The following is a 24,593-nucleotide window of genomic DNA, read 5'->3' on the forward strand; positions in this document are numbered from 1 at the left end:
TCGCAGTCATACATTTGGATTCGACTTCGTAATCAGACAGCGTGAGGGGAACGCTATGCTACAGAACGGCCTGACTCCGGTCACTTTCGAACGGCATGGACATCGCTTTTGGCGGCGGTTCACATCTTACGAGTTTGCCCGACATCTGACGGAGTGCGCTGTTGTAGAAGCGGAAATCCTGCAGGTTGCCGCCATGTTTCCGATCGCTTTCCGAATGACCCCGGTGGGTTGCCAGCCCGTTGCTCTGCTGTCGATGCAGGTCGACTCCACTACTCCTTTTGTCACTGCAAATGGCATTTGGTTGGCGCGATATTTGCCAACTGCGCTGCGCTGCCCGCCTTTTGGTGCGGGCCCCGCCTCGGCAACCTCAGGGCAACAGTTTCATTTGCTTGTTGATGAAACTATGGGGTTGGTCACCGATAACCCCGATGATGTTCGTTTCTTTGATGACGCAAAGAGGCTGAACTGCGATCTCATCAAAGTAAAATCGTTTCTCTTTCAGCGCGCAGTAGCTGAGCGTGAAACGTTGGGGCTGTGCCGCCTGATCCGTGACTTGGATCTACTCTCGCCGCTGAGCGAGGTTTTGAAGGCTGATGGCCCGCATGATCTTTTTGGCATTCATCTTCAGGCGATACATGGTCTGCGGTCCTCCCACCGGGTGCTTTTGACCAATAGCCGAGCCATGCGCCTGATTCATGCGCATCAGGTTTCACTGTCGCACGTGCAGTGGTTGACGCAAATACAGGATCAACTGACCGATAGATCGCAGCTCCAAACCTCCTCCGAGGTCTCTGGGTTTCTGGATGCTGTCGTGAATGCGCAGCTCGAAGAGTTACCGTTCAACTATGATAAGCAGGAGGGCGCTCATGCATATGCTTAAGGCTTTCGCATGCATGTTGGTGTTCGCGTCCCTGGTTTCAGGGTGTCAGCAACCGCCCGGGTTGTCAGGAATCCAGGTTTCATTTTCCAGTGGAACAGCTGGTGCGGGCGCAACGCCGCCTGCTCAAACGCTGACCCAAAGTGCATTTGGCCGCAAGATCCGCCAGGCTGTTGAAACAAGTCCGAACCTTGCTCAGAGTGAAACAAGATTGGAGGCCGCAACGGCAGAACAGGATGCCGCCAAAGGCGCTTTTCTGCCGCAGGTCTCACTGGGCATCAACGCCCGGTCTGAGCGCGTAGACTCCGATGTCTCAGATGTGTCGCCCTACCTTCGCGTTTCGCAACTGGTCTATGATGGCGGTGCGGCATCAGGTGAGCTGGCTGCCGCCGAAGCCCGTGTTTACGAAAGCCGAGGGGATCAATTGCAGACTGCGGCTGCAACTGCTTTGTCCGCGATCGAAGCTTATGTGGTTGTGTTGGACAGACGCAAGATCCAAGGGATCAACGCACAAAACGTAGCAGCGCATGAAAAGCTGGTACGGCAGATATCGGATCGAACTGCCAGCGGGGCAGGCTCTAATGCCGATCTGCTGACTGCACGCTCACGCATGGCGGATGCCCAAACCCGTTATGCCGATGCGCTTGCGCAGGTCGATCGCGCCGAAGCGCGCTATCGCGAAGTGTTTGATTCCGCACCAGACGCCCTTCCGCAACCAATCCCTGCTCCGAACCTGACCCGAAGTGATACCCAAATCGTCATGAGCAGCCCTCAGGTGCGGCGCGCTGATGCAAGCCTGGTGGCTGCAAAGGCTGAATGGAGCGCAGCTCAGGCCCGCAGGCAGCCTGATATCCGAGTGGCGGCTTTCGCCAATCAAGATACTGATCGAGATGCCAATTTTGGCGTGGACTTGTCGTTTAACTACGAACTTGACAGTACCGGCCAAAAACGCGCGGCAATTGCCGCCGCGCACGCGCGGGTGAAGGACGCTCAATTCTCCCGCGAGGCGCTGATCCGCGAAATAACTCGAGAGCTTGGGTTTATCCGTTCTGATCAAAAAGCTGGGGCTGAAAGACTGCGGGCCGCAAAATTGGCGGTGCAGGCCAACGCTGAAAGTGTCGAAGCCGCTCGTGCACAGTTTACGATCGGGCGGCGCAGCCTGATTGAAATTCTGGACGCTCAACGGGACTTTGTGAACGCGCAGGAGAGGTTAATCTTGGCTGAACAGAGCTTCTTTCTGACCAACTATGCCGCATTGAGCCTGACAGGTGATATCCTTGATCTGCTTGGCTTGTCGGTCGGTACCTGGAGCGCCCAGCAATGACGGCAGGTTCCCCATCTTCCTATATTCAAATCTCAGCCTATGAAGCCTGTTTTTTGAACATCGCCAGCAGCCTTGAACGGCCGGTTACGCTCGCCGCGTTGCAGGCAGCTCAGTCGGGTATGGATGGAGATTTGACCGTTCGGGACATTCTTACGTTGGCGCAAAACGCAGGGTTGCAGGCCGGATATGGTGCACGGCCGTTGAAAGATTTTGACGATGCTCTAGTTCCCGCGATGCTTTTGCTGGATGGCAATAGGGCCGTCACCTATCACGGCCGGGCGTTCGATGGGGAGATGTTGATCTTTGATCCCGAGATCGGCGGTGGGCTTTGCGAGATATCTGAAACAGAACTTAGCGAGGTCTATGCGGGCTTCGCGATCCTGTTTCGCCGAGATCATAAGGCCGAAGTGACCAATGATGGGCAAGTTCGAAGCGGCCACTGGTTTTGGTCTGCGCTATCTGCCAACCGCTGGGCCTATGTACAAGTGGCCCTGGCCGCGGCGCTTGCCAACCTGCTGGGGCTTTCGACATCCGTATTCATCATGGTGGTTTATGACCGTGTCCTTCCGAACGAAGCAACCGAGTCGCTGATCGCCCTGACCTTTGGCGTGGGTATCGCGCTTATCTTCGACTTCGTACTCAAGCTTCTGAGGGCTGGCTTTATCGATCGCGCGGGCCAAAACGCTGATATGTTCATGGGGCGCAGAGTCTTCGATCAGTTGCTGAATATTCAGATGAAATCGCGCACCGGCTCGACCGGGGCGATGACCAGCACGGTGCGTGAATTTGAAACCCTCCGAGAGTTCTTTACCTCGGCAACATTGGTTGCTGTCGTCGATTTACCCTTTATCGCGCTGTTCATCTTCGTGATTTATCTGGTCGGCGGCGATTTGGCCCTGGTCCCGGCCCTTGCTGTACCGGTTGTTTTGCTGGCTGGTCTTGTGGTTCAGCCGATCCTGTCGCGTATGGCCGAGAAAATCCTGGCGGATGGTCAATCCAAGCAATCGGTGTTGGTGGAGGCGGTTTCGGGCCTTGAGACGATCAAAACAACCTCTGCCGGTCGACAAATGCGCAATCGATGGGAGCAGGCGATCGAACGACAATCCGCCCATGGTGCGCGCAGCCGCGCCGTGACCCAGTTTGCCTTAAATTTGACAGGCTTTACGCAGCAGGCAGCGCAGGTTCTGATTGTATTCTATGGCGTGTTTTTGATCACCGAAGGTCAGGCCAGCATGGGTGCGCTTGTGGCTTCGGTCATGCTGACAGGGCGTGCTTTAGCTCCGTTGGGACAGCTGGCCCAAACCCTGACCCGCGTCAATCAGGCACGTAGCGCCTATCGCAATTTGGATGCCTTGATGCAGGCTGAAAGTGAGCGTCCTGAAGGCCGAAGCTGGATCACGAGGGCGGGTTTCAAGGGGGCCATTTCGTTCAGCAATGTGCATTTCGCCTATCCAGATCAGAATGAAGACACTCTGAACGGTGTTTCCTTCACAATTAAGCCCGGTGAAAAAGTGGCCATCCTGGGTCAAATCGGATCGGGAAAAAGTACAATCGCGCGGCTGTTGTTGGGGCTCTATTCGCCGCGGGTCGGGTCGGTCATGCTGGATGGGCTGGATATTCGTCAGATTGATCCGGGCGACCTGCGGCGCAATATCGGCTCAGTCCTGCAGGATATCTGGCTGTTTTCGGGGTCTGTTCGGGATAATATTGTCAGCGGTGCGATAAGACCACGCGACGAAGATCTGATTGAGGCTGGGCGCACCGCAGGCGTTGAAGATTTTATCGCCAGACATCCCAGCGGCTACGATCAACAATTAGCTGAACGGGGCGAAGGGCTTTCGGGTGGTCAGAAACAGGCGATAGCATTGGCGCGAGCCCTGATTGGCCGGCCTCCGGTTTTGTTGCTGGATGAGCCAACAAGCGCGATGGATGTCAAAACCGAAGCGCAGGTGATCCGGCGTTTGAAAGAGGCAACAACAGACACCACGGTCGTGGTGGTGACCCATAGAACCAGCCTGCTGGAACTGGTTGACCGTGTCATTGTGATCGAAGGTGGGGAAATCGGTGCGGATGGCCCCAAAAGCCTGCTGACCCAACACGCGCGCAGATCGGGGAGGCATCTGAATGTCGCGGCATCCTGATCTGAGCCAGCTTGCGCATGAGATGCAGGGGCGGGCGCCGTTGCAAGGTTCGCTGTTGTTATTCGCTATTTTGGCATGTTTGTTGAGCGCGGGTGCTTGGGCCTATCTTACGGAACTGGATGATGTTACCCGCGTGGATGGCCGGATTGTGCCGTCGGGGGATGTGCAGGTGATCGAAGCGACAGAACCTGGAGTGTTGCAGGTTTTGTATGTGCGCGAGGGTGAGTTGGTTGATCAGGGTGCCGTGTTGATGGAACTGGATACCACTCAGATTGACAGCCAATTGAGCCAGGAACAACAACGTGCCTATGGCCTTATGGCGCGGGTTCAGCGCTTGCAGGCTGAAATTGATGGAACGGAGCTGAGCTTTGACACAACTCTGATCAAAGGCGCGCCAAATGTCGTGCGTTCGGAAACGGCGCTCTATCAAGGGCGACAAGCTGAACTAAGCGCCGAGATTGCCATTTTGGAGCGGCAGAGACAACAACGGCATCGTGAATACGAAGAGGGTTTGGTTGATCAAGTTACCGCTGATGAAACTCTGAAGGTGCTGGCTGAAGAGCGGGCCATTATGGCCCCGCTGGTTGAACAGCGCATGGAACCCGCGACCACACTGTTGGCCTTGCGCCGTAGCGAGGCTGAGTGGCAAGGCCACAAGGTGCGTGCCGAGGCCGTGACCAACCGTTTGAAAGCCGGCCTTGAGGAAATCGATGACCGCATAAAGGCCACTCGCAGCCGATTTAGGACTGCCGCATTGACGGATTTGGCCCTTGCGACCGCCGAGCTTGCGGCGCTTGAGCCCGCCCTGCCCGCTTTGCGCGACCGCGCCCTGCGCGCGCAGGTGAAATCGCCGGTCCGGGGAATAGTGAATCGGATACATCGAACAACAATTGGTGGGCTGGCCCGAAGTGGCGAAGACCTGATTGAGATTGTGCCATTGGACGATAGCTTGCTGGTCGAAGCCTATGTCAAACCTGAGGATATCGCATTCTTGCGTGCGGGCCAGCCGGTAAAGGTGAAGATCACAGCCTATGACTTTGCTCGCTATGGTGGGTTGGACGGTGAGATCCTGCGCATCGGCGCAGATACCATCACCCGGTCCGAAAGAAATGATGAAGAGGTGTTTGTGGTTGAGATTCGCACCAGCAATACCATGCTCGACGGGCAAGGAATTGCCGTTGAAATCATTCCAGGTATGATCGCAGAGGTGGATATTTTGTCCGGCAAGAAGTCGGTACTGGACTATATCCTGCAGCCCGTTGTGAAGATCAAAGACCAGGCCCTACGAGAGTAGCGGGGGCTACCCGATCGGCCAACCAGCACACAGCTTATTTCCAAACAACATCGCCCAGAAAGATGTAGCCCGCCCCATATATCGTTTTGATCAAGCGCGGGTTCTTGGGGTCTTCACCAAGCTTGGTTCGTAGCCTTGAGATACGCACATCCATAGCGCGGTCGAAGCTATCCCCGGCTGCGCCACCCAGAGAATCCTGCATTTGTGCACGGCTGATCAGGCGTTTGGGGCTTTCCAGAAATAGGCGTAAAACCTCGCCTTCGGCGTGGCTGAACGGTGTTTCGGCCCCCGATTTGTCCTTTAGAAGATACCGATCAAAATATGCTGTCCACCCGTTGAACTCGGCGATATTGGTGTTCGAGGTTTGACCGCGCGGCGCGCGTAGTCGCGCGCGAATACGCGCCACAACCTCTGTTGGATCAAAGGGTTTGGTTATGTAGTCATCCGCTCCCAATTCCAGTCCGGTCACGCGATCCTGAACTTGCGCGCGGCCCGACACAATGATCACGGCCGCGCCTTGTTCCAGCGCCAATCGGTGTACCAGGGCCAGGCCATCCGTATCGGGCAGGGATAAATCCACCAAGCAGACGTCAGGTGTGATCTGATTCAGTGCGGCCTCGAACTCGCGGGCCCGGGAATAGCTTTGGGTGCGAAACCCAGCCTCTTCCAAAGCATCTGTCAGGATATGCCGAATCTCAGGTTCATCATCCAATATGGTTACCAACGGCTGGTTCATCAGGCGGCCTCAGTTCGGACAAGGGCGGACAACTGTGCCTTGGAAAAGGGTTTGCTCAGCACAGGCGCCATGGCCAATGCCTGTCGGTGCAGAGGATCGGTATAGGGTAATGAAGTCATGAGTATACAGGGCAAGCGAGATTTTAGTTGAGATAACAGATCAAGCCCGGTCGCCGTGCCCTCAAGTCGAATGTCGGACAGCACCATGACAATCCCTTCAACGTTCTCGGTCAGAGCCAGTGCCTCATCTGTCGAGGTCGCCTCGATCACCGAAAAACCAAGGTCGATCAGCATGTCCCGGAATTGACCGCGCAGATCGTCGCTGTCTTCGACCAATAGCACAAGCCCCTCTTGCGCGGGTGGCGCGGGGCGGTAGGGCAAGCGCAAAATCACCGATGCGCCTGAGGGCGTATTGCGCAGGTTCAGGTCACCGCCCGCCAGCTTTACGGTGTCATAAACCATCGGCAAACCAAGGCCCGATCCATCACTGCCTTTCGTTGTGAAAAAGGGATTCAAAGCCTTCTCCAATGCCTCAGACGAAAAGCCGGAACCGGTATCGGAAACTGTGATTTCGATCCAGATATCGCCGATTGCATGCGCACTGATCGTCACCTGCCCGGTTGTGCCACAGGCATCACGCGCGTTCAGAACAAGGTTCAACAGCGCATCCTGAAGCATCCCGGGATCGAGCATAAGCGCCTGTTCTGGAAGAGTATTCACGACCGATAGCCCAACACCGCGCGGCAAAGACGGGGTGGCCACTATCCGCAAATCCTCGAGCAAGCGGCGCAGATCGGTGGCTTTCGGCTGAGGTGTGCGATGGCCGGTCATATCCGCAATCCGGTTCAACAACTGACCACCACGCCGCGCTGTTTTTTGGGTTGCCGCGATCAGCGCATGTGCGTCTTCTGGCAACGCCATCTTGTCGAGCTGGGATTGCATGCCCAGGATGATTGTCAGCAGGTTGGAAAAATCATGCGCCAGGCCATTTGTCATCTGTGCAGCCATTTCACGGCGGCGGGTTTGTTGCAGGGCGACACGGGCTTGGGTTTCTTCTGTGATATCCACCGACATCACATAAACGCCCCCTGCCCCGTCAGGTGTGAAAGACACGCGAATGCGGCGCGAGTCTTGATCTTCGGTGAACTCGAACACCGATGTTTTGCCGTTATAGGCATTTTGCAGATGAGCACTGACCCGGCCAAAGGCGTTTGCCCCCAGCGCTTCAGATATGTGAAGGCCCAAAATCTCGGATGGTCGCCCTGGCATGACAGAACTGAGCCGCCGGTTCGAATAATCATATCGCCCCTCGCTGTTCAGATGCGCGATATGGGCCGGCATCATCTCGGTCGTCAGACGGGTCCGGGCTTCGATCTCGGTCAGCTCGCGTTTGGCCTCTTCCAGCGCTGTGATGGTTGCTGCCAGTTTCCGGTTAGTGGCCGAAAGCTCTTCGGCATGGGTAAGCAGCTGGCCTGACAATTCCTCGGACCGCGCGCGCAGCAGGTTTTCAGCACGTTTTGCGCTGGTTATGTCTGTATAGACTGCCACCCAACCACCCTGAGGCAGAGGTGCGCCTTCGATCGAGATCACCTGACCATTTGCGCGCTCGCGCTCCATGTAATGTGGCTCGAACGCCAGCGCCTGTTCGACACGCACTTCGACCATATCATCGACACTTCCCTCGTCACCGTACTCTCCACGGCTTGCCAGAAAGTGGATCGTGTCCCGAAACAACGCGCCGGGTTGCACCAGCGCATCGGGAAGGTCAAACATTTCTTGAAACCGCCGGTTGCTAAGGACCAGGCGCAACTGGCTATCATAGATGGAAAGCGCCTGGCCGATCAGGTTCAGCCCGGCGGTTGTCATCGCCTTGATCCGTTGTTCGGTGATGCGCAAATTCACCCTCCCCTATTCTACCCGTAGCACCTGACGACCAGCAGGTGTAGAGGGGATCAATGCCGCATGCGCATCTTGGGCCCATCGGGCGTATTGGAATGCAGCGACAGCGTGTGGTCCATGTTCCGCATCCGATGGCGCAACATCTGCCTACACAGGCGTGCAAGTTCAGCCGCATAGGTGGGATTTTCTGCGACGTTCTCGAATTCACCTTTCCCTTGATGATCGAACAAAAGCGGCGGCAAATCGGCTGCAAATTCAACCAGGGTGAAGCGGTCATCGCGTAGGATACCTAGACAGGACTCGCTGTTTTTGGTGCCAAGACGTTGTTGCCATAGGGTCGGGTTTTCCGGCTTAGCAAAATCCAGTTCGCTGAATGAGTAACCCCTCCAATCCTTGGGCACTTCGCCCTGCAACAGAGGGATCAGAGACCGCCCATCCATCTCATTTGGGATCGGTTGCCCAGCCCAATGCAGGATCGTCGGAGTGATGTCGATGGATTCCGTCGGCACGGTGATTTCGGCCCCAGCCTGCGCCTGATTGCCGGGCATCCGGATCATTAGCGGCGTATGATACGCCGCATCATAGACCGTCATCTTGCCCCAGCTGTGACGGTCGCCCAGCATTTCGCCGTGATCGGCGGTGATAACGATCAGAGTGTCGTCATACTGCCCGCTGTCTTTCAGATACTGAACGACGCGGCCGATGTGATGGTCGACCTCGGTCGCCAACCCAAAATAGATCGAGCGCAAGATCTGAATGTTCTCATCTGTCGACTCGACCTCATCGAAACCGTGAACAAAATCAGCTGCTTTGTAGAGGTCGAGATTTGGACCAAAAAACGGGTGCTGCGCTTTTTCAGCTTCGAGTGTCCCCAATCGCAGCGGCAAAGGCAAAGTGTCGGGGTCATACATCCGATTGTAGGGTGCCGGTGCAACAAGCGGTGGATGCGGGCGGATATAGGTTAGATGCGCAAACCAGTTCTGATCTTGGTAAGGCGCGATGCCGTCGAGAAACGCGTCGGTCAGAAAGGCGGTGTCACTGTCCTCAGCGCGATAGAGCGCTGGGTCATTCAACTTCGACGCCTTCCCAGAAGGCGAGACCGGTTTATAGACATCCATATAGGTGTCGAACGCATAGCCCTGTTTCATCAGATGCGCCCGCCAGGGATAGGATTCCTCTAGCCGCATCTCAACGACCTCAAGAAACCCTTCCATTGATTGCTCATAGGATTTTAGCACCGGGTCGTTTACATCATGAACACGCGGGTCTGCCGAGGTGTCGGTGTAGCCAAACAGCATTGGCATATAGCCTGCTTTGCGCATCTCGGTGGCGATGTTGGGAATGTCATGGCGCAACGGCGTGCCATTGCGGACGGACCGGTGGTTCATCGCATATTGCCCGGTGAGCAATGATGCGCGTGATGGGCCGCAGGGATTTGTCACCGAATAGTGACGTTTGAACGAGACAGATTCGTCCATGAACGCGCGCAGATGCGGTAGATCAACATGATCTGCCAACGCGCCGAACAAGCAATCTGCCCGCAGCTGATCGATGATAACGAATAGAACTTTTCCGGCCTGGCCCATGTCGCGCACTCCGAATCCGCACCCGAGTTTCAGGTGCGGACTGTGTCGCGGAATGGCTACCCTCGCAAGAGTTTAGTCCAGCTCGTACTTGGTCTCGTAGTTTTCCTTGAGCGCAGGGTCCTGATCTTCTTTGCGCAACAGGCAGTTGCCGATCGACAAGACCTCGATATCGGTGCCCATGAAACAGCGGAACGCATCCGTGGGCGTGCAGACAATTGGCTCACCCCGCACGTTGAACGAGGTGTTCACCACCAGCGAGCATCCGGTCAGATCTTTGAACTTCGAGATCAGCGCGTGATACGCTGGGTTAGTGTCTTCATGTACCGTTTGGATGCGGGCAGAATAGTCCACGTGCGTCACAGCCGGAATATCCGACCGTTTGACGTTCAGCTTGTCGATGCCAAACAGGGCATTTTCCTCATCCGTCATCTTACGGCGGATTTTGTCCTGAACATCGGCCACGATCAGCATATAGGGGCTGTCGCCTTCCAGCTCGAACCAGTCGGCTACGTCTTCGCGCAGAACAGATGGCGCAAATGGGCGGAAGCTTTCGCGGTATTTGACCTTCAGGTTCAAGGTCTTCTGCATCGACTCGGATCGTGGATCGCCTAGGATTGAGCGCGCGCCCAAGGCGCGTGGTCCAAACTCCATCCGGCCTTGGAACCAACCAACAGCCTTGCCATCCGCCAATGCCTGCGCGGTTTGGTTAACCAACTCACCGTTTTCATAAGTAGTGAATTTGGCCCCGGCACGCGTCAGTTCTGCGGCGATTGCGTCATCTTCGTAACGCGGGCCAAGATATGACCCCTGCATCTGATCGCCCGAGGTGGCAGCACGCGGATTGCCCAGTTCCTGATGCCAGGCCGCATAGGCCGCCCCAAGCGCACCCCCGGCATCGCCGGCAGCAGGCTGAACCCAGACATTGTCAAACGCACCATCGCGCAGGATTTTGCCATTGGCCACGCAGTTCAAGGCCACGCCGCCCGCCATGCACAGATTTCGGATACCGTGTTCCCGTGCCAGATTGCGGGTGATGCGCAGCATGATTTCTTCGGTCACGGCCTGCACGGATGCGGCGATGTCCATATGGAACTGCGTCAGCTGATCGGTTTCAGGTTTGCGCACGGGATGGCCGAACAGGTCCTCCAGCGCTTTGTTGGTCATGGTCAGACCGGCCGTATAGTTGAAATATTTCTGATTGAGGCGGAACGAGCCGTCCTCTTTCAGGTCAACCAGATGTTCAAGGATCAGGTCCTTGAATTGCGGCACGCCATAAGGTGCCAAACCCATGACCTTGTACTCACCGGAATTGACCTTGAAGCCAGTGTAGTAGGTGAAAGCAGAATAAAGCAGCCCCAGCGAATGCGGGAAATGCAGCTCTTTGATCATGGTCAATTCGTTGCCACGCCCGATTCCGACGGTTGTAGTGGCCCATTCGCCAACACCATCCACGGTTAGAACAATCGCTTCGTCGAAGGGTGAGGGATAATATGCGCTGGCGGCATGGCTGACGTGGTGTTCCGAAAACAAAATCTTGTCGACGGTGAAATCGGGATCGATCCTACGAAGCTGTTTGTTCAGCAAATCCTTCAGAAACAGCTTTTCCCGCAGCCAGACCGGCATCGCCATTCGGAACGAGTTGAAACCGCGTGGAGCGACGGCGATGTAGGTTTCGATCAGGCGTTCGAACTTTAGAAACGGTTTGTCGTAGAAAACAACATTGTCTACGTCCGCCAGGGTGATCCCTGATTCGGCTAGAACGTATTCAATCGCCTTTTCCGGGAATCCAGGGTCGTGTTTCTTGCGGGTAAAGCGTTCTTCCTGCGCGGCGGCAATGATCTTGCCGTCGCACAGCAGTGCTGCTGCGCTGTCATGATACAGCGCGGAAATGCCCAAAATGTAAGTCATGTGATCAGAACAGCGTATAGATGAACGGCGCGATTGCCGAACCTTGGCTGAGAACGATCAGGCCACCGAAGATGCCCAACACCACAAGGATGGGCAGCAGCCAGAACTTTTTTCTGACCCTCATAAATGACCAGAGCTCGGAAACGAATGTCACGTCTGGTACTCCCTTCTTTAAAACTGTTGTTTCATGCTGCCGGGCTGATCCTTGCGAACAACCCAATAGCTTTCTGCGGAACTGTCTAATTTCTCAGACAAAAGGTCTTTTCCCAACAGGCGCGCCACCAGTCCGAAGGGCACGAATGTCGTTATGAAAACCAAAAACATGACGATGGGTGCCACGATGGCCCCCAGCAACATTCCAAACTTGAACCAAAGCCGATTGGGCTTGGTCAGAACCTGCGGCGCAAGGAAAGTTACCGCAAGAATGGCCCCCGCGATTGCAAGGGGTATCCACCGCACAGAACCACCACCCCAAAGGGGCCAGAGTGCGATGATTAGAAAGACTGCCGTGAAGACAAAACCGAACCCTCGTTCAGAACCGATTTCGACATCAACATTGGCTTGATGGTCAGACATGAAACACAACCGAATAACAACAAACAATTACGTCCATAAAGATACCATTACCTTTGGTTGAAACAAGTGAATTAGGTCACTCACCTTCGGGAAATTCGCCCGATGGCGCTAACCAGTGTCACACGGGTGCCATTCCGACCGGTCAAATCAGGGCGCAAATACACAAACCCGTTGCAGCCGATCTGCTTTTTCCGTCACATGCAGGCATGACTCCGCCTCAGATATCGTCTTCGCAAGAAAGCGACCGCACGGTTGTGCATATCTCAGGTGCATTACTCACGCAGTCGGTGGAACAGGTTGAGCGCGGCTTTAGCGCCATTCAGCCCGTTGGCGGCGATGTGACATTCGACCTGACCGAGATGGAAGCGCTGGATACTAGCGGCGCGTGGCTAGTGGCTGACCTGTCACAGCGGTTCACAGCTCAGGGCGCGCAGCTTCAGTTTCTGGGCCTCAAACCTGCGCATGCCGCCTTGATTGATACGGTGTCGCATAGCATCCCCGAACAGCCCGGTCGGCTGGACCCGCCCAGAACCTTTACAGATTGGGTCGAAAGCGTGGGTCGCGGCACATATGGGGCGTGGCAGGACACAATGTCGATCCTTGGCTTCCTGGGGCTGACACTGCACCGTCTGGCCCGAACCGTCGTTATGCCCTGGAGGCTGCGCCGCGCCGCGCTTGTAACGCATATGGAGGAAACCGGCTTCAAGGCCTTGCCGATTGTGGCGTTAATGGGGTTCCTAATCGGCGTTGTGCTGGCTTTTCAGGGTGCCACGCAGTTGAAACAGTTCGGGGCCGAGATTTTTGTGGTCGAGCTGATCTCGATCTCAATCCTACGTGAACTGGGCATTCTGCTGACGGCGATCATCGTTGCGGGCCGGTCCGGATCGGCCTTTACCGCCTCAATCGGTTCGATGAAGGTGCAGGAAGAGATTGACGCCATGCGCACCCTTGGCCTGGACCCAATTGAAGTTTTGGTGATCCCGCGCGTTTTGGCCCTGCTCATCATGCTGCCCATTCTGGGCTTTGTTGCAGATATGGCCGGGTTGTTCGGCGGCGCGTTGATGAGCTGGATTGATCTGGGGATCAGCCCGGGCATGTTCCTGACCCGCCTGAACGAAAGCACAGGGGTCTGGCAACTGGCCATTGGCCTGATCAAAGCGCCGTTCTTTGCTCTGGTCATTGGTGTGATAGCCTGTTGGCAGGCGATGCAGGTCAAAGGATCAGCCCAGAGCGTTGGGCAGCGCACGACCGCGTCGGTGGTGCAATCGATCTTCATGGTAATCGCCATCGACGCCCTGTTCTCGATCTTCTTCTCGCAGATGGGGATCTGAGATGGACGGTACGGTGCAGCATCAATCAATCCCGACGGATACACAACGAGAGGCTGTGATCCGAGTGCGTGGGTTGCGCAATCAGTTTGGACCTCAGGTGGTGCATGATGATCTAAACCTTGACGTCTGGCGCGGCGAGGTTCTGGGCATTGTTGGCGGCTCGGGCACGGGTAAATCTGTATTGTTGCGGACTATTGTGGGTCTGAACAAACCCGCTGCTGGCAGTATCGAGGTTCTGGGCGTTGATGTTCTGAACGGTCCCGAAGAAGACCGACGCCGCATTGAGCGGCATTGGGGCGTAGCGTTTCAGGATGGAGCGCTGTTCTCATCTCTGACCGTCTTGCAGAACGTGATGGCCCCGTTGCGCGAGCATACGGGGATCAGCGAAAAACTGATGGAGTCGCTGGGTGGCCTCAAGATCAGTCTTGTGGGATTGCCGCAGCTGAGCTGCGGTAAGTTCCCATCGGAATTGTCAGGCGGCATGCGCAAACGGGCTGCGTTGGCGCGGGCTTTGGCGTTGGATCCTGAGATTGTGTTTCTGGACGAACCCACCGCCGGATTGGACCCGATCGGGGCCGCCGCCTATGATGATCTGATCCGCGAATTGCAGCAGGCGCTGGGATTGACCGTTTTCATGGTGACCCATGATTTGGATAGTCTTTATGCGATTTGCGACCGGATCGCCGTGCTTGCAGAAAAGCGCGTGCTGGTTGAAGGTCCGATAGAAGAGATGACCAAGGTCGATCATCCTTGGGTGCAGGAGTATTTCACAGGCCCCCGTGCCCGCGCGGCGCAAGACAAAGGGCAGGACAGGTAGAGGCGATGGAAACCCGAGCGAATTACATTCTGATCGGCGCATTCACTCTTGCGGGGATATTGGGTGCTTTTGGCTTTTTCCTATGGCTCGCGAAATTCGAAGTGACCCGCCAGTACGCCTATTATGACGTGTTGTTCGAAAATGTGTCGGGCCTGTCTGCGGCGGGTGGCGTAAGCTACAATGGCCTTCCGGTCGGGCAAGTGATCTCGTTGAATCTTGATGAAGATGACCCGTCGAAAGTCCGGGTTCGGATCGAGGTTGATGCCGACATCCCCGTCACAAAGGAAACCATCGCGCAACTGCAATCGCTGGGTGTGACCGGGGTTGGCTATGTGGAATTGACTGGCGGGTCCAGCACGGCCGAGCGGTTGCCCAATAACAGTGTCATAAAAAGCAAGCGCAGCACTATTCAATCGCTGTTCGAAGGCGCACCCAAGGTTCTGGACGAGGCAGTCAGCCTTTTGAAGGAATTGAATGCCGTTGTGGACGAAAAGAACCAGAAAGCGGTTTCCGACATTCTGGCTAACCTCGCGTCGGCCACTGGCCGATTGGACAAGACGCTGTCGGATTTTGAATCCGTCTCAGGCAATATCGGAGAGGCCGCCAAGCAAATCGGCGAGTTTACCACGAAGCTCGACCCGTTGATCAGCGCTGCGGAATCCACGTTGAAGACGGGTAGCGAGACATTGAAATCCGTCAAATCAGCGTCCGACACCGCCAAAGAAGCACTAGAAGAGGCGAGGGTTACACTGGCAACCACGAACCGGACCATCGAAGAAGATGTGCGCCCGTTTATACAGCGCGGGTCGAACCTTGCGGATCATCTGACGCGGTTGTCGGAAGAAGCCAGCGTGTCACTGGGCGTAATTAGGGAAACGGTTGTGAACGCCAATACGACGTTGGGTTCGATCACCGCTGCGATGGATTCAACCAAAGGGGTTTTGGCCTCGGCTGAGCGTGCCTTTGACTCGGCCAACCGTATCATTGAAACGCAAGTTGGCCCGGTTGCCGAGGATATCAGCCGCGCCGCCAATCAGGTGACAGAAACGGTCTCGCGCATCACCGTCAAAATCGACCAGATTTCGGACGATGTGCTAAGCGCGTCGAACTCTGCGAAAGAACTGCTTGGAACCATCGATGGCATTGTCCGGGACAATCGCCGCCAGCTTTCGGATTTCCTGCGGGTCGGGTTGCCGCAGTTCGTTCGGTTTGTTGAAGAATCCCAGCGTCTGGTCATCAGCCTTGACCGCCTTGTCGACAAGGTCGAACGCGATCCGGCACGCTTCTTACTGGGCACCCAAGCATCGGAGTTCCGTCAATGATCAGGCCTTTATTTCTTACTCTGATCGCAGTGACCCTTGGTGGTTGCGCGGGTTTGGGCACGTTGCAGCAAGCATCCAAACCCAATGACCTGTATCTTTTGACCCCCAAAAGTACGTTTGCGTCCTCGTTGCCGCGTATTCAGATGCAGATCGTCGTGGAAGAACCCACAGCAACCGCCGCGGTGAACACCGACCAGATCGCAGTTCAGCCGACACCTCTACAGGTTCAGTATCTACCTCGCGCCCGGTGGGTGGATCGCGCACCGCTGATTGTGCAGGCTCTGTTGGTCGAAAGCTATGAGAACTCAGGCAAAGTGGCCGCAGTCGGGCGGTCGACCGTAGGCCTGCGCGCAGACTATATCATCGTGCCGGATTTGCGTGAGTTTCAGGGCATCGTGACAGCCGAGACCGAGAACTCGAAAACCGTGCGCGTTGACGTTCGGATGAACATCAAGATTGTTGATGCGTTCGAGGACAAGATCATCGCCTCTAGCTCGTTCCAGGAAAACGTGGTTTCAGCCAGCGATCAGACACCGGATCTGGTCAATGCGTTTGACCTTGCGCTGGGTCGAGCAATGCGGGATTCAGTAGAATGGAGCGTGCGTCGGATCAATACGCACGCCAACAGTCAGCCCAGTTCGACCATCAATTAAAGCCGTCAAAAATGCGTCGCTGATGCGCGGTTCCAATTCGCTGTGTAGTTGTCCGGTGCCGTGCCAGCCAAAAGCGCGCCTTCTTCTACGAAAGTGTAGATTTCGGCATAAGAACGCTCGGTCTCATCTGCCATGCGACGGCGGATATCACCGGGATGCAGGTCCGAGACTGTGGCTTTGCCCATTGCGCCCAGCAGTTCCCGGAAGCTTTCGAGTGTGGCATCGTGATACCGGTGCACCCGCTGACGTTTTTGCGGCACGTTGACCGCCCTGCCCCGGATCGGGTCCTGGGTGGCGACGCCTGACGGGCATCGGTTGGTGTTGCAATGCAAGGCCTGAATACAGCCAACCGCAAACATCATCGCACGGGCCGCGTTGCACATATCGGCACCAAGGGCGAACTTTTCGATCATGTCGTAGCCTGTGGCCACTTTGCCTGCGCAGATGATCCGTATTTTGTCACGTAGCCCAACCCCCAGAAGGCAGTTATTCACAAAGACCACTGCCTCATTTACAGGTAAGCCCAGGCGGTTGGTGAACTCGACCGGGGCAGCGCCAGTCCCTCCCTCGGCCCCATCGATGGTAATGAAGTCTGGCAGAATACCGGTTTCCAGCATTGCTTTGCAGATCGCCATGAATTCGGATGGGTGGCCGATGCACAGTTTGAAACCAATGGGCTTACCACCTGACATTTCGCGCAAGTGCTGCACAAACCCCATCAGCCCGGTTGGACCGTCGAAAGCCGAATGAATGGGTGGTGAGATCACATCCTGATGCTCGGGTACGCCACGGATTTCGGCGATTTCTTTGTCGACTTTTGCGGCGGGCAAAACGCCGCCATGCGAGGGTTTCGCCCCTTGGGACAGCTTAATCTCTACTGCTTTGACAACATCCTTCTTGGCCTTCTCGGCGAACAGGTCTTTGTCAAAGCCTCCGTCGGGTGTACGACAGCCGAAATAGCCGGTACCGATCTGCCAGATAACATCTCCACCCTCGGCGAGGTGATGCGGCGACAATCCACCCTCACCCGTGTTGTGCGCAAAACCGCCGTCCTTGGCACCGCCGTTCAACGCCCGGATCGCATTGGCGCTGAGCGCACCAAAGCTCATGGCCGAAACATTCAAGCGCGATGCGTTATAGGGCTTCTCGCATTGCGGGCCGCCCAGCAGCACCCTTTCTTCGCTCTTGTCCACTTCTTTTGGGGCCAGAGAGTGGTTAGAGCGATGATAACCTACGGTTGTGATGTCGTATTGAGTGCCAAACGCCTGTGTGTCGACCTGGCCCTTGGCACGGGAATAGACAAGGCTGCGAATGATCCGATTATACGGCCGCCCGCTTTCGTTGGTTTCGACGAAATACTGGCGGATTTCGGGGCTGACAAATTCCAGCATATAGCGGAAATGCCCCAGCACGGGGTAGTTGTTCAGCACGTTGTGCTTGGTGGTTAGCATGTCATACATCCCAACCACGGCGTAAGGGATTAGCAGAACCAGAAGCCAATGCGCGGGAGACCAAAAAAAGCCCCAGACAGCCACCAAGGGCAGACAGACGAAACTCAGAAAGTAATAAAGCCTGCGTACAACCATTTCTGATCTCCGTGGGTGAAGTATGTACCAAAGGTGTTGAAGCCAAAGTGAAACAGCTTGGCTTTTGATTGCAAGCCCTTCGGCCCATTGAAATCAAACCGGACGCGAATGTGAAACCTTGTTAAGGCGTTGATTGATCCCGCGTTTCGCAGGCGGTATTCGGACCATACCAAAGCAAAAGGCAGCTAACTTGACGAGACCAGACACCAAACGCGGACTACACGAACAGGCCCTGATGTTTTTTTCTGTGTTTGTTGGCGGCGCGCTGGGGTCGCTACTGCGTGAGGCGTTTGCATTCGAGGTCTCTGGCGCGCCTGTGCTGACCGCAACATTTGGCATAAATGTGTTTGCGTGTTTCGTGTTGGGCTGGCTCTACGCGATCCGCCATCGGGTTCATGCCCATGTTCTACATCTGGGCGCGGTTGGGTTTTGTGGCGGCCTTTCAACCTTCTCTTCTTTCGTGGCTGAGCTTGAGCGTTTGGCCGAAGCCGCATTTTGGACTGCACCGGCCGCTGCAGGGCTGGAGATTGTGTTTGGTGTGGCCGCAGCCTTGGCAGGCGAAGTGCTCGGTAGACGGTTTCATGCAGGAAGGCGCAGCAATGACTGATCTCTACCTGCACGCCATGTTTGGCTTGGGCGGTGGGCTAGGCGCGGTGTTACGCCATTGGCTTGCGTTGCGGGTTACGCACGCGCTGCCCCTGTCGACCCTGATGGTGAATGCAATCGGCAGCCTGCTGCTGGGCCTTTGGATCGGCTATTTGGGCGGTCCCATTGAGATGGGGGAAGAGCAGAAGCGCCTGGTTTTTGGCTTTTGCGGTGGGTTCACAACATTCTCAAGCTTTGCCTATCAAACGCTGCAATTACGCCGCGAACGCACGCTTGCACTGGCGGCCGGCAATATCATGGTTAGCCTTGTTCTGTGCTGGGGTGCCTTGTGGCTGGGGTTGGAGCTGACCCGATAGCCGAACGGGCCACCTTTCCTACATCGGATGCATGTGCATACGAACCGCCAGATTGCCCAAAATCCAGACCGTCCCAAGGATGATGATCAATAAGACAAGAGTTGAGAACAGGATCAGGTCCAAATCTTCTCGGCTGCTGCGGCGGCGGTCGATATGCAAGAAATAGACCAGTTGAAAGATCAACTGAGCGAGCCCAAGCAGGCCAATGGTCAGATAGACACCGGTTGTTTCAATCCCCCAGCGATAGGCCACTCCGAACATCGCGAAAGTCAGAAGCAGCGAACCGCCATAGCCGATCACGTAACGCCGCCGTTCGCGCCGGTGCATTTCAGAGCGTTTATCCATAGGTTAGCCCTCCGAAATAGACGATCGTGATGATGCCGATCCAGATCAGGTCAAGGAAGTGCCAGAACAGCGCCAGCCTGACCACACGTGATTTGACGACATCGGTCATGCCCATAACCCGCAGTTGGATACCTAGCACAATCAACCATACGCACCCCGCAGCAACATGCAGACCATGTAGTGGCACGAGGCCGTAGAAGGCCGAGAGGAACCCGCTGCGCTGCGGGATGCCGCCCTTTTCAGCCATGGCTATGAAGTCCCGAATCTCCAGAACAAGGAAGCTGATCCCCAGCAAGAGAGTCACCCCGAACCACAGGATGATCCGTGGTCGCGGTAGATTGTATTTCAGGGCCAGCATCGCCAATCCAACGGTCAGGCTGCTGGTCAGCAGGATCATGGTTTGCGCAAAGATGCTGGTCAGGTCGAACAGCTCATGTGGCCCTGGCCCGCCTGCCTGAGCGTCGATCATGGTGATATAGATGGCGAACATCAGGCCGAAATAGACCAGATCGCTCATCAAAAAGACCCAGAAGCCGAAAGTTACAACCTCAGAAGCCTTATGGGCGCTGGCATGGCGGTCACCGAGATTGATGCCCGGATAGCTGTGGGTTGGAGCACGTTTCATGTCACCGCCTCCATGTCTGGGCGGGCGAGGCCGCGGTTTTCCGGGGCCGTCTCATGGTCGCGGTCCACGGCGCTTGCGCTGTGCACCAATGCCAGCCAAGCCTCATGCTCGCGCTGCACCTCTTCTGCGGGGATCGTGATCTCGGTGCTGGTATCAAAAGTCCAGAGGATGAAGGCAAGGATCATAACAACCGTCATCAGCGCGGCCAGCCACCAGATCCACCAAACCAAGGCAAACATCCAGATGCCGCTGGCCACACATAAGATAAATCCGATGCCGGTGTTGCGCGGCATTTCGATATCCTCATAGGCATCAGGGGCTGGATAGGCCGCGTCGCGCTCCTTGGCGGCAGCAAAGTTGTCGCGGTCTGTTACCTGCGGGATGATGGCGAAGTTGTAAGGTGGCGGTGGTGCTGGGATAGACCATTCCAGCGTACGCGCGTCCCATGGGTCACCAACGGGAACGCGGGTTTTGTCGCGGTTGCGGATGCTGACCCATAGCTGCACCATAACTGAAAACAGCGCTGCCGTGATAACCAACGCTCCGATGACGGCGACGATCATGTAAGGGTGAAAACTCGGGTCTTCCCAGCTGTAGGACCGGCGGGGCATACCCATCAGGCCGACAAAGTAAAGCGGCATGAAAGTCAGCATAAAACCACTTGTCCAGAGCGCGACTGTCACCCTGCCCCAGCCTTCATGCAAGCGGAACCCGAAGGCTTTGGGGAACCAGTAGTTATAGGCGGCCAGCAAGCCGAACAGAACGCCCGGCAAAAGCACGTTGTGGAAATGCGCCACCAGAAACAGAGTGTTATGCACTTGGTAGTCAATGGTTGGATTGGCCAGGATCACACCGCTCAGGCCGCCGATGACAAACAGCATAAGAAAGGCAAGACCATACAGCATGGGCACCGAGAACCGGATGCGCCCCCGCCACAGCGTCGCCATCCAATCATAAACTTTCACGCCCGTTGGGATCGCAATCAGCATCGTCGCGATGCCGAATACCGCATTGATTAGCGCACTTTGGCCCATTGTGAAGAAGTGATGCAGCCAGACGGTGAAGGACAGCACCGCAATCGACATGGTTGCGATGACCAATGAGGTATAGCCGTAAAGCCGTTTGGCCGAGAAGGTCGCGAAGATTTCGGAATAGATGCCATACGCGGGTAGAACCAGCAGATAGACCTCGGGGTGGCCGAAAAGCCAGAACAGGTTGGCGTAGTTCATCATATTGCCGCCAAGGTCATTGGTGAAGAAGTGGAAGTCGAGATAGCGGTCAGCGGCCAGCAACAGTGCCGCGACGCCCAAGGGCGGCATGGCGAAGACGATCAGGATGGAACTGCAGATGATCGTCCAGCAATACATCGGCAGCCGCATAAAGGTCATACCCGGCGCGCGCAGTTTGTAGATCGTGACGGCGAAGTTAATACCTGTCAGCGTTGTTCCGATCCCTGAGACAACGATGGCCCAGATCCAATAGTCCGGCCCCACGCCGGGGTTGAACGCAGCTCCGGTGTAGGGCGGATAGGCCGTCCAGCCCCCAGTCGAAAACTCTCCGACCACCAGCGAGACCATCAGCATCATACCGGACGATACCGTCAGGCTGAGGCTGATCTGGTTCATCACCGGAAAGGCCACATCCCGCGCGCCGATCATCAGCGGAATAACATAGTTGGCGATTCCGAACACAAATGGCACGGCGACGAAGAAGATCATGATCGTGCCATGGGTGCTGAACAGCTCGGCAAAGTGTTCGGCTTCGAGGAAACCGTCGCCCGGTCCAGCGGCTTGCTGGGCGCGCATAACAACGCCCTCCAGAACGCCCCGCGCGAGCATGACGATAGCGAAGACGATGTACATGATGCCGATTTTCTTGTGATCAGCGCTTGTCAGCCAATCGCGCCACAAGGGCCCCCAAAGCCGAAACCAGGTCAGCAAACCAACCACGGCGACCGCCCCAACAATGACAATGCCTGCGGCGGCATTGGCTACAATCTCATTAGTGTTAGGGTCCTGAATCAGGCCGGCAATCGGCAATGCATCCCAGCTCAGGCGACCAAAGAAACCGCTTTCTGATGTCATTGGCCAACCTCCTGCCCATATGCAACTGTTCCGGGTTGCTGATCCAGTGGCAGCGCTTTGCCACCATGGTATCGGTGGAGAATGGTATGGAACAGATCCCCGTCATCCAGTTTGAAATACAAGGCACGGTCTGGCATCTCGGGCGTGCCAAGCGCTGCCTGGACCTCATCCCGGTCGGTGCGCATGGCAAGGGTTTTATACGCTTCCGCGTCAAGCACGATACCATCCTGACGGACCTTGTTGACCCAGGCTTTGAAATCATCAGGGTCCATCGCAAGCGTTTCGAACTTCTGCTTGGTAAACCCGCGCCCGTTATACTGGGTGTTTTCGCCTTGCATCACCTCGGGTTGGTCCGCAACCAGATGCAGCTTGGTTGTCATGCCCGGCATCGCATAAATCTGCCCCGCCAAGGCCGGGATCATGAAGGATTGCATCACCGTATCGGTGGTTAGTGTCATGGCGATTTGTTGTTTGGTGGGAATCCCAAGCTCTCCGACCGTGGCGATGCCAAGATCGGGATAGATGAACAACCATTTCCAGTCGAGGCCAACAACCTGCACTTGCACGGCAGGCTCGTCACCGAACGGGGCTGAATAGGGGTCGAGCCGATACGTGGTTTTCCACAGATAGAAAGACAGGATTGCAACAATTACCACCGGAACGCCCCACATCAGCATCTCAAGCCGGGCGGAGAAATCCCAATCGGGTCTGTATGCTGCGTTCCCTCCTTTTCGACGTCGATAGCGCAGTGCGATCAATGGAACCAAAACCAGAACGGGAATAACGGCGATCAGGATCAGCGCTGTCGCCCGCAGCAAATGCGTTTTCTGCACTGCCGCGATGGGGCCTTGGGGGTCCATGAAGCTGTCACCGGCCGCTGCCATCTGGGTCGACGCGACCAGAATTCCGAGAGCTACCAGAACCACATTTGCCACAAGGGACGTTATGTTCGTGGTCATGCCTGCCCTCTTTTGCTGCTGCATTGGTCACAACTATCGGCAGAGACCGCGCATTTCTCAAGGTTTTTTCGAACGCAAGGCGGCATGTCGTAGATGTGGTTCAATCCCATGGATTTTGATGCGGGTTTCAGTCATCCTTGGCATCAACGAAAACGAATTGCCCAAACGGGTTTAGAGCAGGTGATACCAGATGCGCAGGGTGCTTTTTCTTCTATTTTGCCTATGGCTGGCCAGCGGCGTGACCGCTCAGGATCGTGCATCGATCGAACGGCAGTTCCAGTCCTGGCTCGATCAGACCGTTTGGCCGCAGGCTCGCGCCAAGGGTGTGTCGCGCAAGACGATGAACGCGGCCTTTGACGGCGTCACGCTGAATTGGGACCTGCCCGACCTTATCCCTCCGGGAAGCGAAGCGAAGACACCCAAAGCCCAAAGGCAGGCAGAGTTTGGTTCTCCTGGGAGGTACTTTAATGCTGGGTCGGTTCAAGGGGCCACATCGGTGGGTAGGCAAATGGCGCGTCGCCATGCGGCTACCTTGTCTCGTGTCGAGGCGCAAACAGGGGTCCCAGCCCGCATCATCTTGGCGATCTGGGGCCGCGAAAGCGGGTATGGTCAGGTTCCAATTCGGCATGACGCATTTCAGGTTTTGGCGACCAAAGGGTTCATGAGCACGCGATCTGAGTATTTCACAACTGAGTTGATCGCCGCGCTGCAAATCGCCGAGGCGGGGCATGTGCGAGAATTGAGAAGCTCTTGGGCTGGTGCTTTGGGGCAGCCGCAATTCATGCCCTCAAGCTTTTTAACCTATGCCGCCGATGGGAACGGGGATGGGCGGGCCGATATCTGGGGTTCTGCCGATGATACCATCGCATCGATTGCCAACTATCTTGACCAGCACGGTTGGATCGCGGGCAGGGATTGGGGTTTCGAGGTGACGGTACCCGCCTCTTTGTCCTGCGCAATGGAAGGGCCTGATCAGGGACGCCCCATTCAAGATTGGGCGGCACTGGGTATCAGCCGTGTTTCTGGTAAGCCCTTTCCGAACCATGAGCTAAAAGGTGAAGGCTATCTGATGATGCCCGCCGGTCGCAACGGGCCAGCTTTTCTGGTCACCCCGAATTTCTACGTGCTGAAGGAATACAACAAAAGCGATCTTTATGCCCTGTTTGTGGGCCATGTCGGAGACCGGATTCAGTATAGTGTGGGAGACTTCCGGGGCCGTTGGGGCGCGGTCGGGGGCCTTTATCGATCAGACATCGCAGCAATGCAGCGAGCGCTGGAACAACAGGGGCACGATGTCGGCGGCGCCGACGGACTGCCGGGGTTCAAAACCCGCCGATCAATCGGGCGATGGCAGGAAGCAACGGGCCAAGACCCCACCTGTTTCCCCGAGAAAACGATGAAATCACGTCTGAAAAACTGACAGTGATCGGGATTTCGCCCATTCGGTGAACAGTGCGTGACAATTCAGCCAGATAATAGATCGGATTTTGACTCTGCCTCCACAAGATGGCACGATTTGACCTATTAGTACCCGAATTTTCGGGCATTATTGATTGATCCGGTTTCGCA

22 protein-coding genes are annotated in these 24,593 nt (G+C 56.0%); 11 read left to right on the forward strand and 11 right to left on the reverse strand.

Annotated elements, in window-relative coordinates; genetic code table 11:
- The first annotated feature begins 55 nt into the window (after positions 1-55).
- From ABLN87_RS14470 to ABLN87_RS14485, 4 genes are read left to right on the forward strand one after another with little or no spacing between them, the layout of a single operon-like run.
- On the forward strand, positions 56-880 hold the full coding sequence (locus tag ABLN87_RS14470) for a SapC family protein (RefSeq protein WP_353011324.1): 825 nt from the start codon (positions 56-58) through the stop codon (positions 878-880).
- A 13-nt stretch (positions 881-893) separates the two neighbouring features.
- The gene (locus tag ABLN87_RS14475; protein ID WP_353011390.1) at positions 894-2,201 is read left to right on the forward strand and encodes a TolC family protein; all 1,308 of its coding nucleotides are present in this window, start codon (positions 894-896) and stop codon (positions 2,199-2,201) included.
- Positions 2,198-4,342: a type I secretion system permease/ATPase gene (locus ABLN87_RS14480; RefSeq protein ID WP_353011326.1), complete on the forward strand. Its 2,145-nt coding sequence runs from the start codon at positions 2,198-2,200 to the stop codon at positions 4,340-4,342. Before ABLN87_RS14475 ends, ABLN87_RS14480 begins: the two co-directional genes overlap by 4 nt.
- Positions 4,326-5,636: an HlyD family type I secretion periplasmic adaptor subunit gene (locus ABLN87_RS14485; protein ID WP_353011328.1), complete on the forward strand. Its 1,311-nt coding sequence runs from the start codon at positions 4,326-4,328 to the stop codon at positions 5,634-5,636. The genes ABLN87_RS14480 and ABLN87_RS14485 overlap by 17 nt, the downstream gene beginning before the upstream one ends.
- A 34-nt stretch (positions 5,637-5,670) precedes the next feature.
- On the opposite strand, the gene ABLN87_RS14490 is transcribed toward ABLN87_RS14485, so the two are convergent.
- From ABLN87_RS14490 to ABLN87_RS14515, 6 genes are all read right to left on the reverse strand, one after another.
- On the reverse strand, positions 5,671-6,372 hold the full coding sequence (locus tag ABLN87_RS14490) for a response regulator transcription factor (RefSeq protein WP_353011330.1): 702 nt from the start codon (positions 6,370-6,372) through the stop codon (positions 5,671-5,673).
- A complete protein-coding gene (locus tag ABLN87_RS14495) occupies positions 6,372-8,267 on the reverse strand; it encodes a hybrid sensor histidine kinase/response regulator (protein WP_417750402.1) in 1,896 nt (631 codons plus the stop codon). The genes ABLN87_RS14490 and ABLN87_RS14495 overlap by 1 nt, the downstream gene beginning before the upstream one ends.
- Before the next feature lie 56 nt (positions 8,268-8,323).
- Positions 8,324-9,856, reverse strand: a complete 1,533-nt coding sequence (locus ABLN87_RS14500) for an alkaline phosphatase family protein (RefSeq protein ID WP_353011332.1) — start codon at positions 9,854-9,856, stop codon at positions 8,324-8,326.
- 72 nt (positions 9,857-9,928) lie between these two features.
- On the reverse strand, positions 9,929-11,764 hold the full coding sequence (locus ABLN87_RS14505) for a carbamoyltransferase family protein (protein ID WP_353011334.1): 1,836 nt from the start codon (positions 11,762-11,764) through the stop codon (positions 9,929-9,931).
- Between the two features lie 4 nt (positions 11,765-11,768).
- Positions 11,769-11,918: a DUF5989 family protein gene (locus ABLN87_RS14510; RefSeq protein WP_353011336.1), complete on the reverse strand. Its 150-nt coding sequence runs from the start codon at positions 11,916-11,918 to the stop codon at positions 11,769-11,771.
- Between the two features lie 17 nt (positions 11,919-11,935).
- Entirely contained in the window at positions 11,936-12,340 is a 405-nt protein-coding gene (locus ABLN87_RS14515) for an SxtJ family membrane protein (protein WP_353011338.1), read from the reverse strand.
- Between the two features lie 206 nt (positions 12,341-12,546).
- On the opposite strand from ABLN87_RS14515, the gene ABLN87_RS14520 reads away from it, so the two are divergent.
- The 4 genes from ABLN87_RS14520 to ABLN87_RS14535 are packed head-to-tail and all read left to right on the forward strand — an operon-like array spanning position 12,547 to position 16,463.
- Positions 12,547-13,671, forward strand: a complete 1,125-nt coding sequence (locus ABLN87_RS14520; RefSeq protein ID WP_353011340.1) for an ABC transporter permease — start codon at positions 12,547-12,549, stop codon at positions 13,669-13,671.
- A 1-nt stretch (position 13,672) separates the two neighbouring features.
- On the forward strand, positions 13,673-14,488 hold the full coding sequence (locus ABLN87_RS14525; protein WP_170534975.1) for an ABC transporter ATP-binding protein: 816 nt from the start codon (positions 13,673-13,675) through the stop codon (positions 14,486-14,488).
- 5 nt (positions 14,489-14,493) lie between these two features.
- On the forward strand, positions 14,494-15,810 hold the full coding sequence (locus ABLN87_RS14530) for an MlaD family protein (protein ID WP_353011342.1): 1,317 nt from the start codon (positions 14,494-14,496) through the stop codon (positions 15,808-15,810).
- Positions 15,807-16,463: an ABC-type transport auxiliary lipoprotein family protein gene (locus tag ABLN87_RS14535; RefSeq protein ID WP_353011344.1), complete on the forward strand. Its 657-nt coding sequence runs from the start codon at positions 15,807-15,809 to the stop codon at positions 16,461-16,463. Before ABLN87_RS14530 ends, ABLN87_RS14535 begins: the two co-directional genes overlap by 4 nt.
- Positions 16,464-16,468: 5 nt before the next feature.
- On the opposite strand, the gene ABLN87_RS14540 is transcribed toward ABLN87_RS14535, so the two are convergent.
- Positions 16,469-18,049 (reverse strand): FMN-binding glutamate synthase family protein, encoded by a 1,581-nt coding sequence (locus ABLN87_RS14540; protein ID WP_353011346.1) that lies wholly within the window; start codon positions 18,047-18,049, stop codon positions 16,469-16,471.
- A 190-nt stretch (positions 18,050-18,239) separates the two neighbouring features.
- On the opposite strand from ABLN87_RS14540, the gene ABLN87_RS14545 reads away from it, so the two are divergent.
- Both ABLN87_RS14545 and crcB read left to right on the forward strand, forming a co-directional pair.
- Positions 18,240-18,656, forward strand: a complete 417-nt coding sequence (locus tag ABLN87_RS14545) for a fluoride efflux transporter FluC (RefSeq protein ID WP_353011348.1) — start codon at positions 18,240-18,242, stop codon at positions 18,654-18,656.
- The gene (crcB, locus tag ABLN87_RS14550; RefSeq protein WP_353011350.1) at positions 18,649-19,011 is read left to right on the forward strand and encodes a fluoride efflux transporter CrcB; all 363 of its coding nucleotides are present in this window, start codon (positions 18,649-18,651) and stop codon (positions 19,009-19,011) included. The genes ABLN87_RS14545 and crcB overlap by 8 nt, the downstream gene beginning before the upstream one ends.
- 18 nt (positions 19,012-19,029) lie before the next feature.
- On the opposite strand, the gene ABLN87_RS14555 is transcribed toward crcB, so the two are convergent.
- From ABLN87_RS14555 to ABLN87_RS14570, 4 genes are read right to left on the reverse strand one after another with little or no spacing between them, the layout of a single operon-like run.
- On the reverse strand, positions 19,030-19,356 hold the full coding sequence (locus ABLN87_RS14555) for a cytochrome o ubiquinol oxidase subunit IV (protein ID WP_353011352.1): 327 nt from the start codon (positions 19,354-19,356) through the stop codon (positions 19,030-19,032).
- Positions 19,349-19,981, reverse strand: coding sequence for a cytochrome c oxidase subunit 3 (locus ABLN87_RS14560; protein ID WP_353011354.1), 633 nt, complete (start codon positions 19,979-19,981; stop codon positions 19,349-19,351). The genes ABLN87_RS14555 and ABLN87_RS14560 overlap by 8 nt, the downstream gene beginning before the upstream one ends.
- Positions 19,978-22,065, reverse strand: coding sequence for a cbb3-type cytochrome c oxidase subunit I (locus ABLN87_RS14565; protein ID WP_353011356.1), 2,088 nt, complete (start codon positions 22,063-22,065; stop codon positions 19,978-19,980). Before ABLN87_RS14565 ends, ABLN87_RS14560 begins: the two co-directional genes overlap by 4 nt.
- The gene (locus ABLN87_RS14570) at positions 22,062-23,024 is read right to left on the reverse strand and encodes a cytochrome ubiquinol oxidase subunit II (protein ID WP_353011358.1); all 963 of its coding nucleotides are present in this window, start codon (positions 23,022-23,024) and stop codon (positions 22,062-22,064) included. Before ABLN87_RS14570 ends, ABLN87_RS14565 begins: the two co-directional genes overlap by 4 nt.
- Positions 23,025-23,214: 190 nt before the next feature.
- Between ABLN87_RS14570 and ABLN87_RS14575 the strand changes: the two genes are divergently transcribed.
- Complete coding sequence (locus tag ABLN87_RS14575) at positions 23,215-24,444, forward strand: lytic murein transglycosylase (RefSeq protein ID WP_353011360.1); 1,230 nt, start codon at positions 23,215-23,217, stop codon at positions 24,442-24,444.
- The last annotated feature ends 149 nt before the right edge of the window (positions 24,445-24,593 follow it).

Origin of the sequence: Ruegeria sp. SCP10 (genome assembly GCF_040329495.1) — a bacterium.
In the GTDB taxonomy this organism is placed as follows: Bacteria; Pseudomonadota; Alphaproteobacteria; order Rhodobacterales; family Rhodobacteraceae; genus Ruegeria.

Bases quoted from the DNA above. Each gene is read 5' to 3' on its own strand.
- ABLN87_RS14470 (WP_353011324.1), top strand. From the start codon at position 56: ATGCTACAGAACGGCCTGACTCCGGTCACTTTCGAACGGCATGGACAT.
- ABLN87_RS14475 (WP_353011390.1), top strand. From the start codon at position 894: ATGTTGGTGTTCGCGTCCCTGGTTTCAGGGTGTCAGCAACCGCCCGGG.
- ABLN87_RS14480 (WP_353011326.1), top strand. From the start codon at position 2,198: ATGACGGCAGGTTCCCCATCTTCCTATATTCAAATCTCAGCCTATGAA.
- ABLN87_RS14485 (WP_353011328.1), top strand. From the start codon at position 4,326: ATGTCGCGGCATCCTGATCTGAGCCAGCTTGCGCATGAGATGCAGGGG.
- ABLN87_RS14490 (WP_353011330.1), bottom strand. From the start codon at position 6,372: ATGAACCAGCCGTTGGTAACCATATTGGATGATGAACCTGAGATTCGG.
- ABLN87_RS14500 (WP_353011332.1), bottom strand. From the start codon at position 9,856: ATGGGCCAGGCCGGAAAAGTTCTATTCGTTATCATCGATCAGCTGCGG.
- ABLN87_RS14505 (WP_353011334.1), bottom strand. From the start codon at position 11,764: ATGACTTACATTTTGGGCATTTCCGCGCTGTATCATGACAGCGCAGCA.
- ABLN87_RS14515 (WP_353011338.1), bottom strand. From the start codon at position 12,340: ATGTCTGACCATCAAGCCAATGTTGATGTCGAAATCGGTTCTGAACGA.
- ABLN87_RS14520 (WP_353011340.1), top strand. From the start codon at position 12,547: ATGACTCCGCCTCAGATATCGTCTTCGCAAGAAAGCGACCGCACGGTT.
- ABLN87_RS14525 (WP_170534975.1), top strand. From the start codon at position 13,673: ATGGACGGTACGGTGCAGCATCAATCAATCCCGACGGATACACAACGA.
- ABLN87_RS14530 (WP_353011342.1), top strand. From the start codon at position 14,494: ATGGAAACCCGAGCGAATTACATTCTGATCGGCGCATTCACTCTTGCG.
- ABLN87_RS14535 (WP_353011344.1), top strand. From the start codon at position 15,807: ATGATCAGGCCTTTATTTCTTACTCTGATCGCAGTGACCCTTGGTGGT.
- ABLN87_RS14540 (WP_353011346.1), bottom strand. From the start codon at position 18,049: ATGGTTGTACGCAGGCTTTATTACTTTCTGAGTTTCGTCTGTCTGCCC.
- crcB (WP_353011350.1), top strand. From the start codon at position 18,649: ATGACTGATCTCTACCTGCACGCCATGTTTGGCTTGGGCGGTGGGCTA.
- ABLN87_RS14555 (WP_353011352.1), bottom strand. From the start codon at position 19,356: ATGGATAAACGCTCTGAAATGCACCGGCGCGAACGGCGGCGTTACGTG.
- ABLN87_RS14560 (WP_353011354.1), bottom strand. From the start codon at position 19,981: ATGAAACGTGCTCCAACCCACAGCTATCCGGGCATCAATCTCGGTGAC.
- ABLN87_RS14565 (WP_353011356.1), bottom strand. From the start codon at position 22,065: ATGACATCAGAAAGCGGTTTCTTTGGTCGCCTGAGCTGGGATGCATTG.
- ABLN87_RS14570 (WP_353011358.1), bottom strand. From the start codon at position 23,024: ATGACCACGAACATAACGTCCCTTGTGGCAAATGTGGTTCTGGTAGCT.
- ABLN87_RS14575 (WP_353011360.1), top strand. From the start codon at position 23,215: ATGCGCAGGGTGCTTTTTCTTCTATTTTGCCTATGGCTGGCCAGCGGC.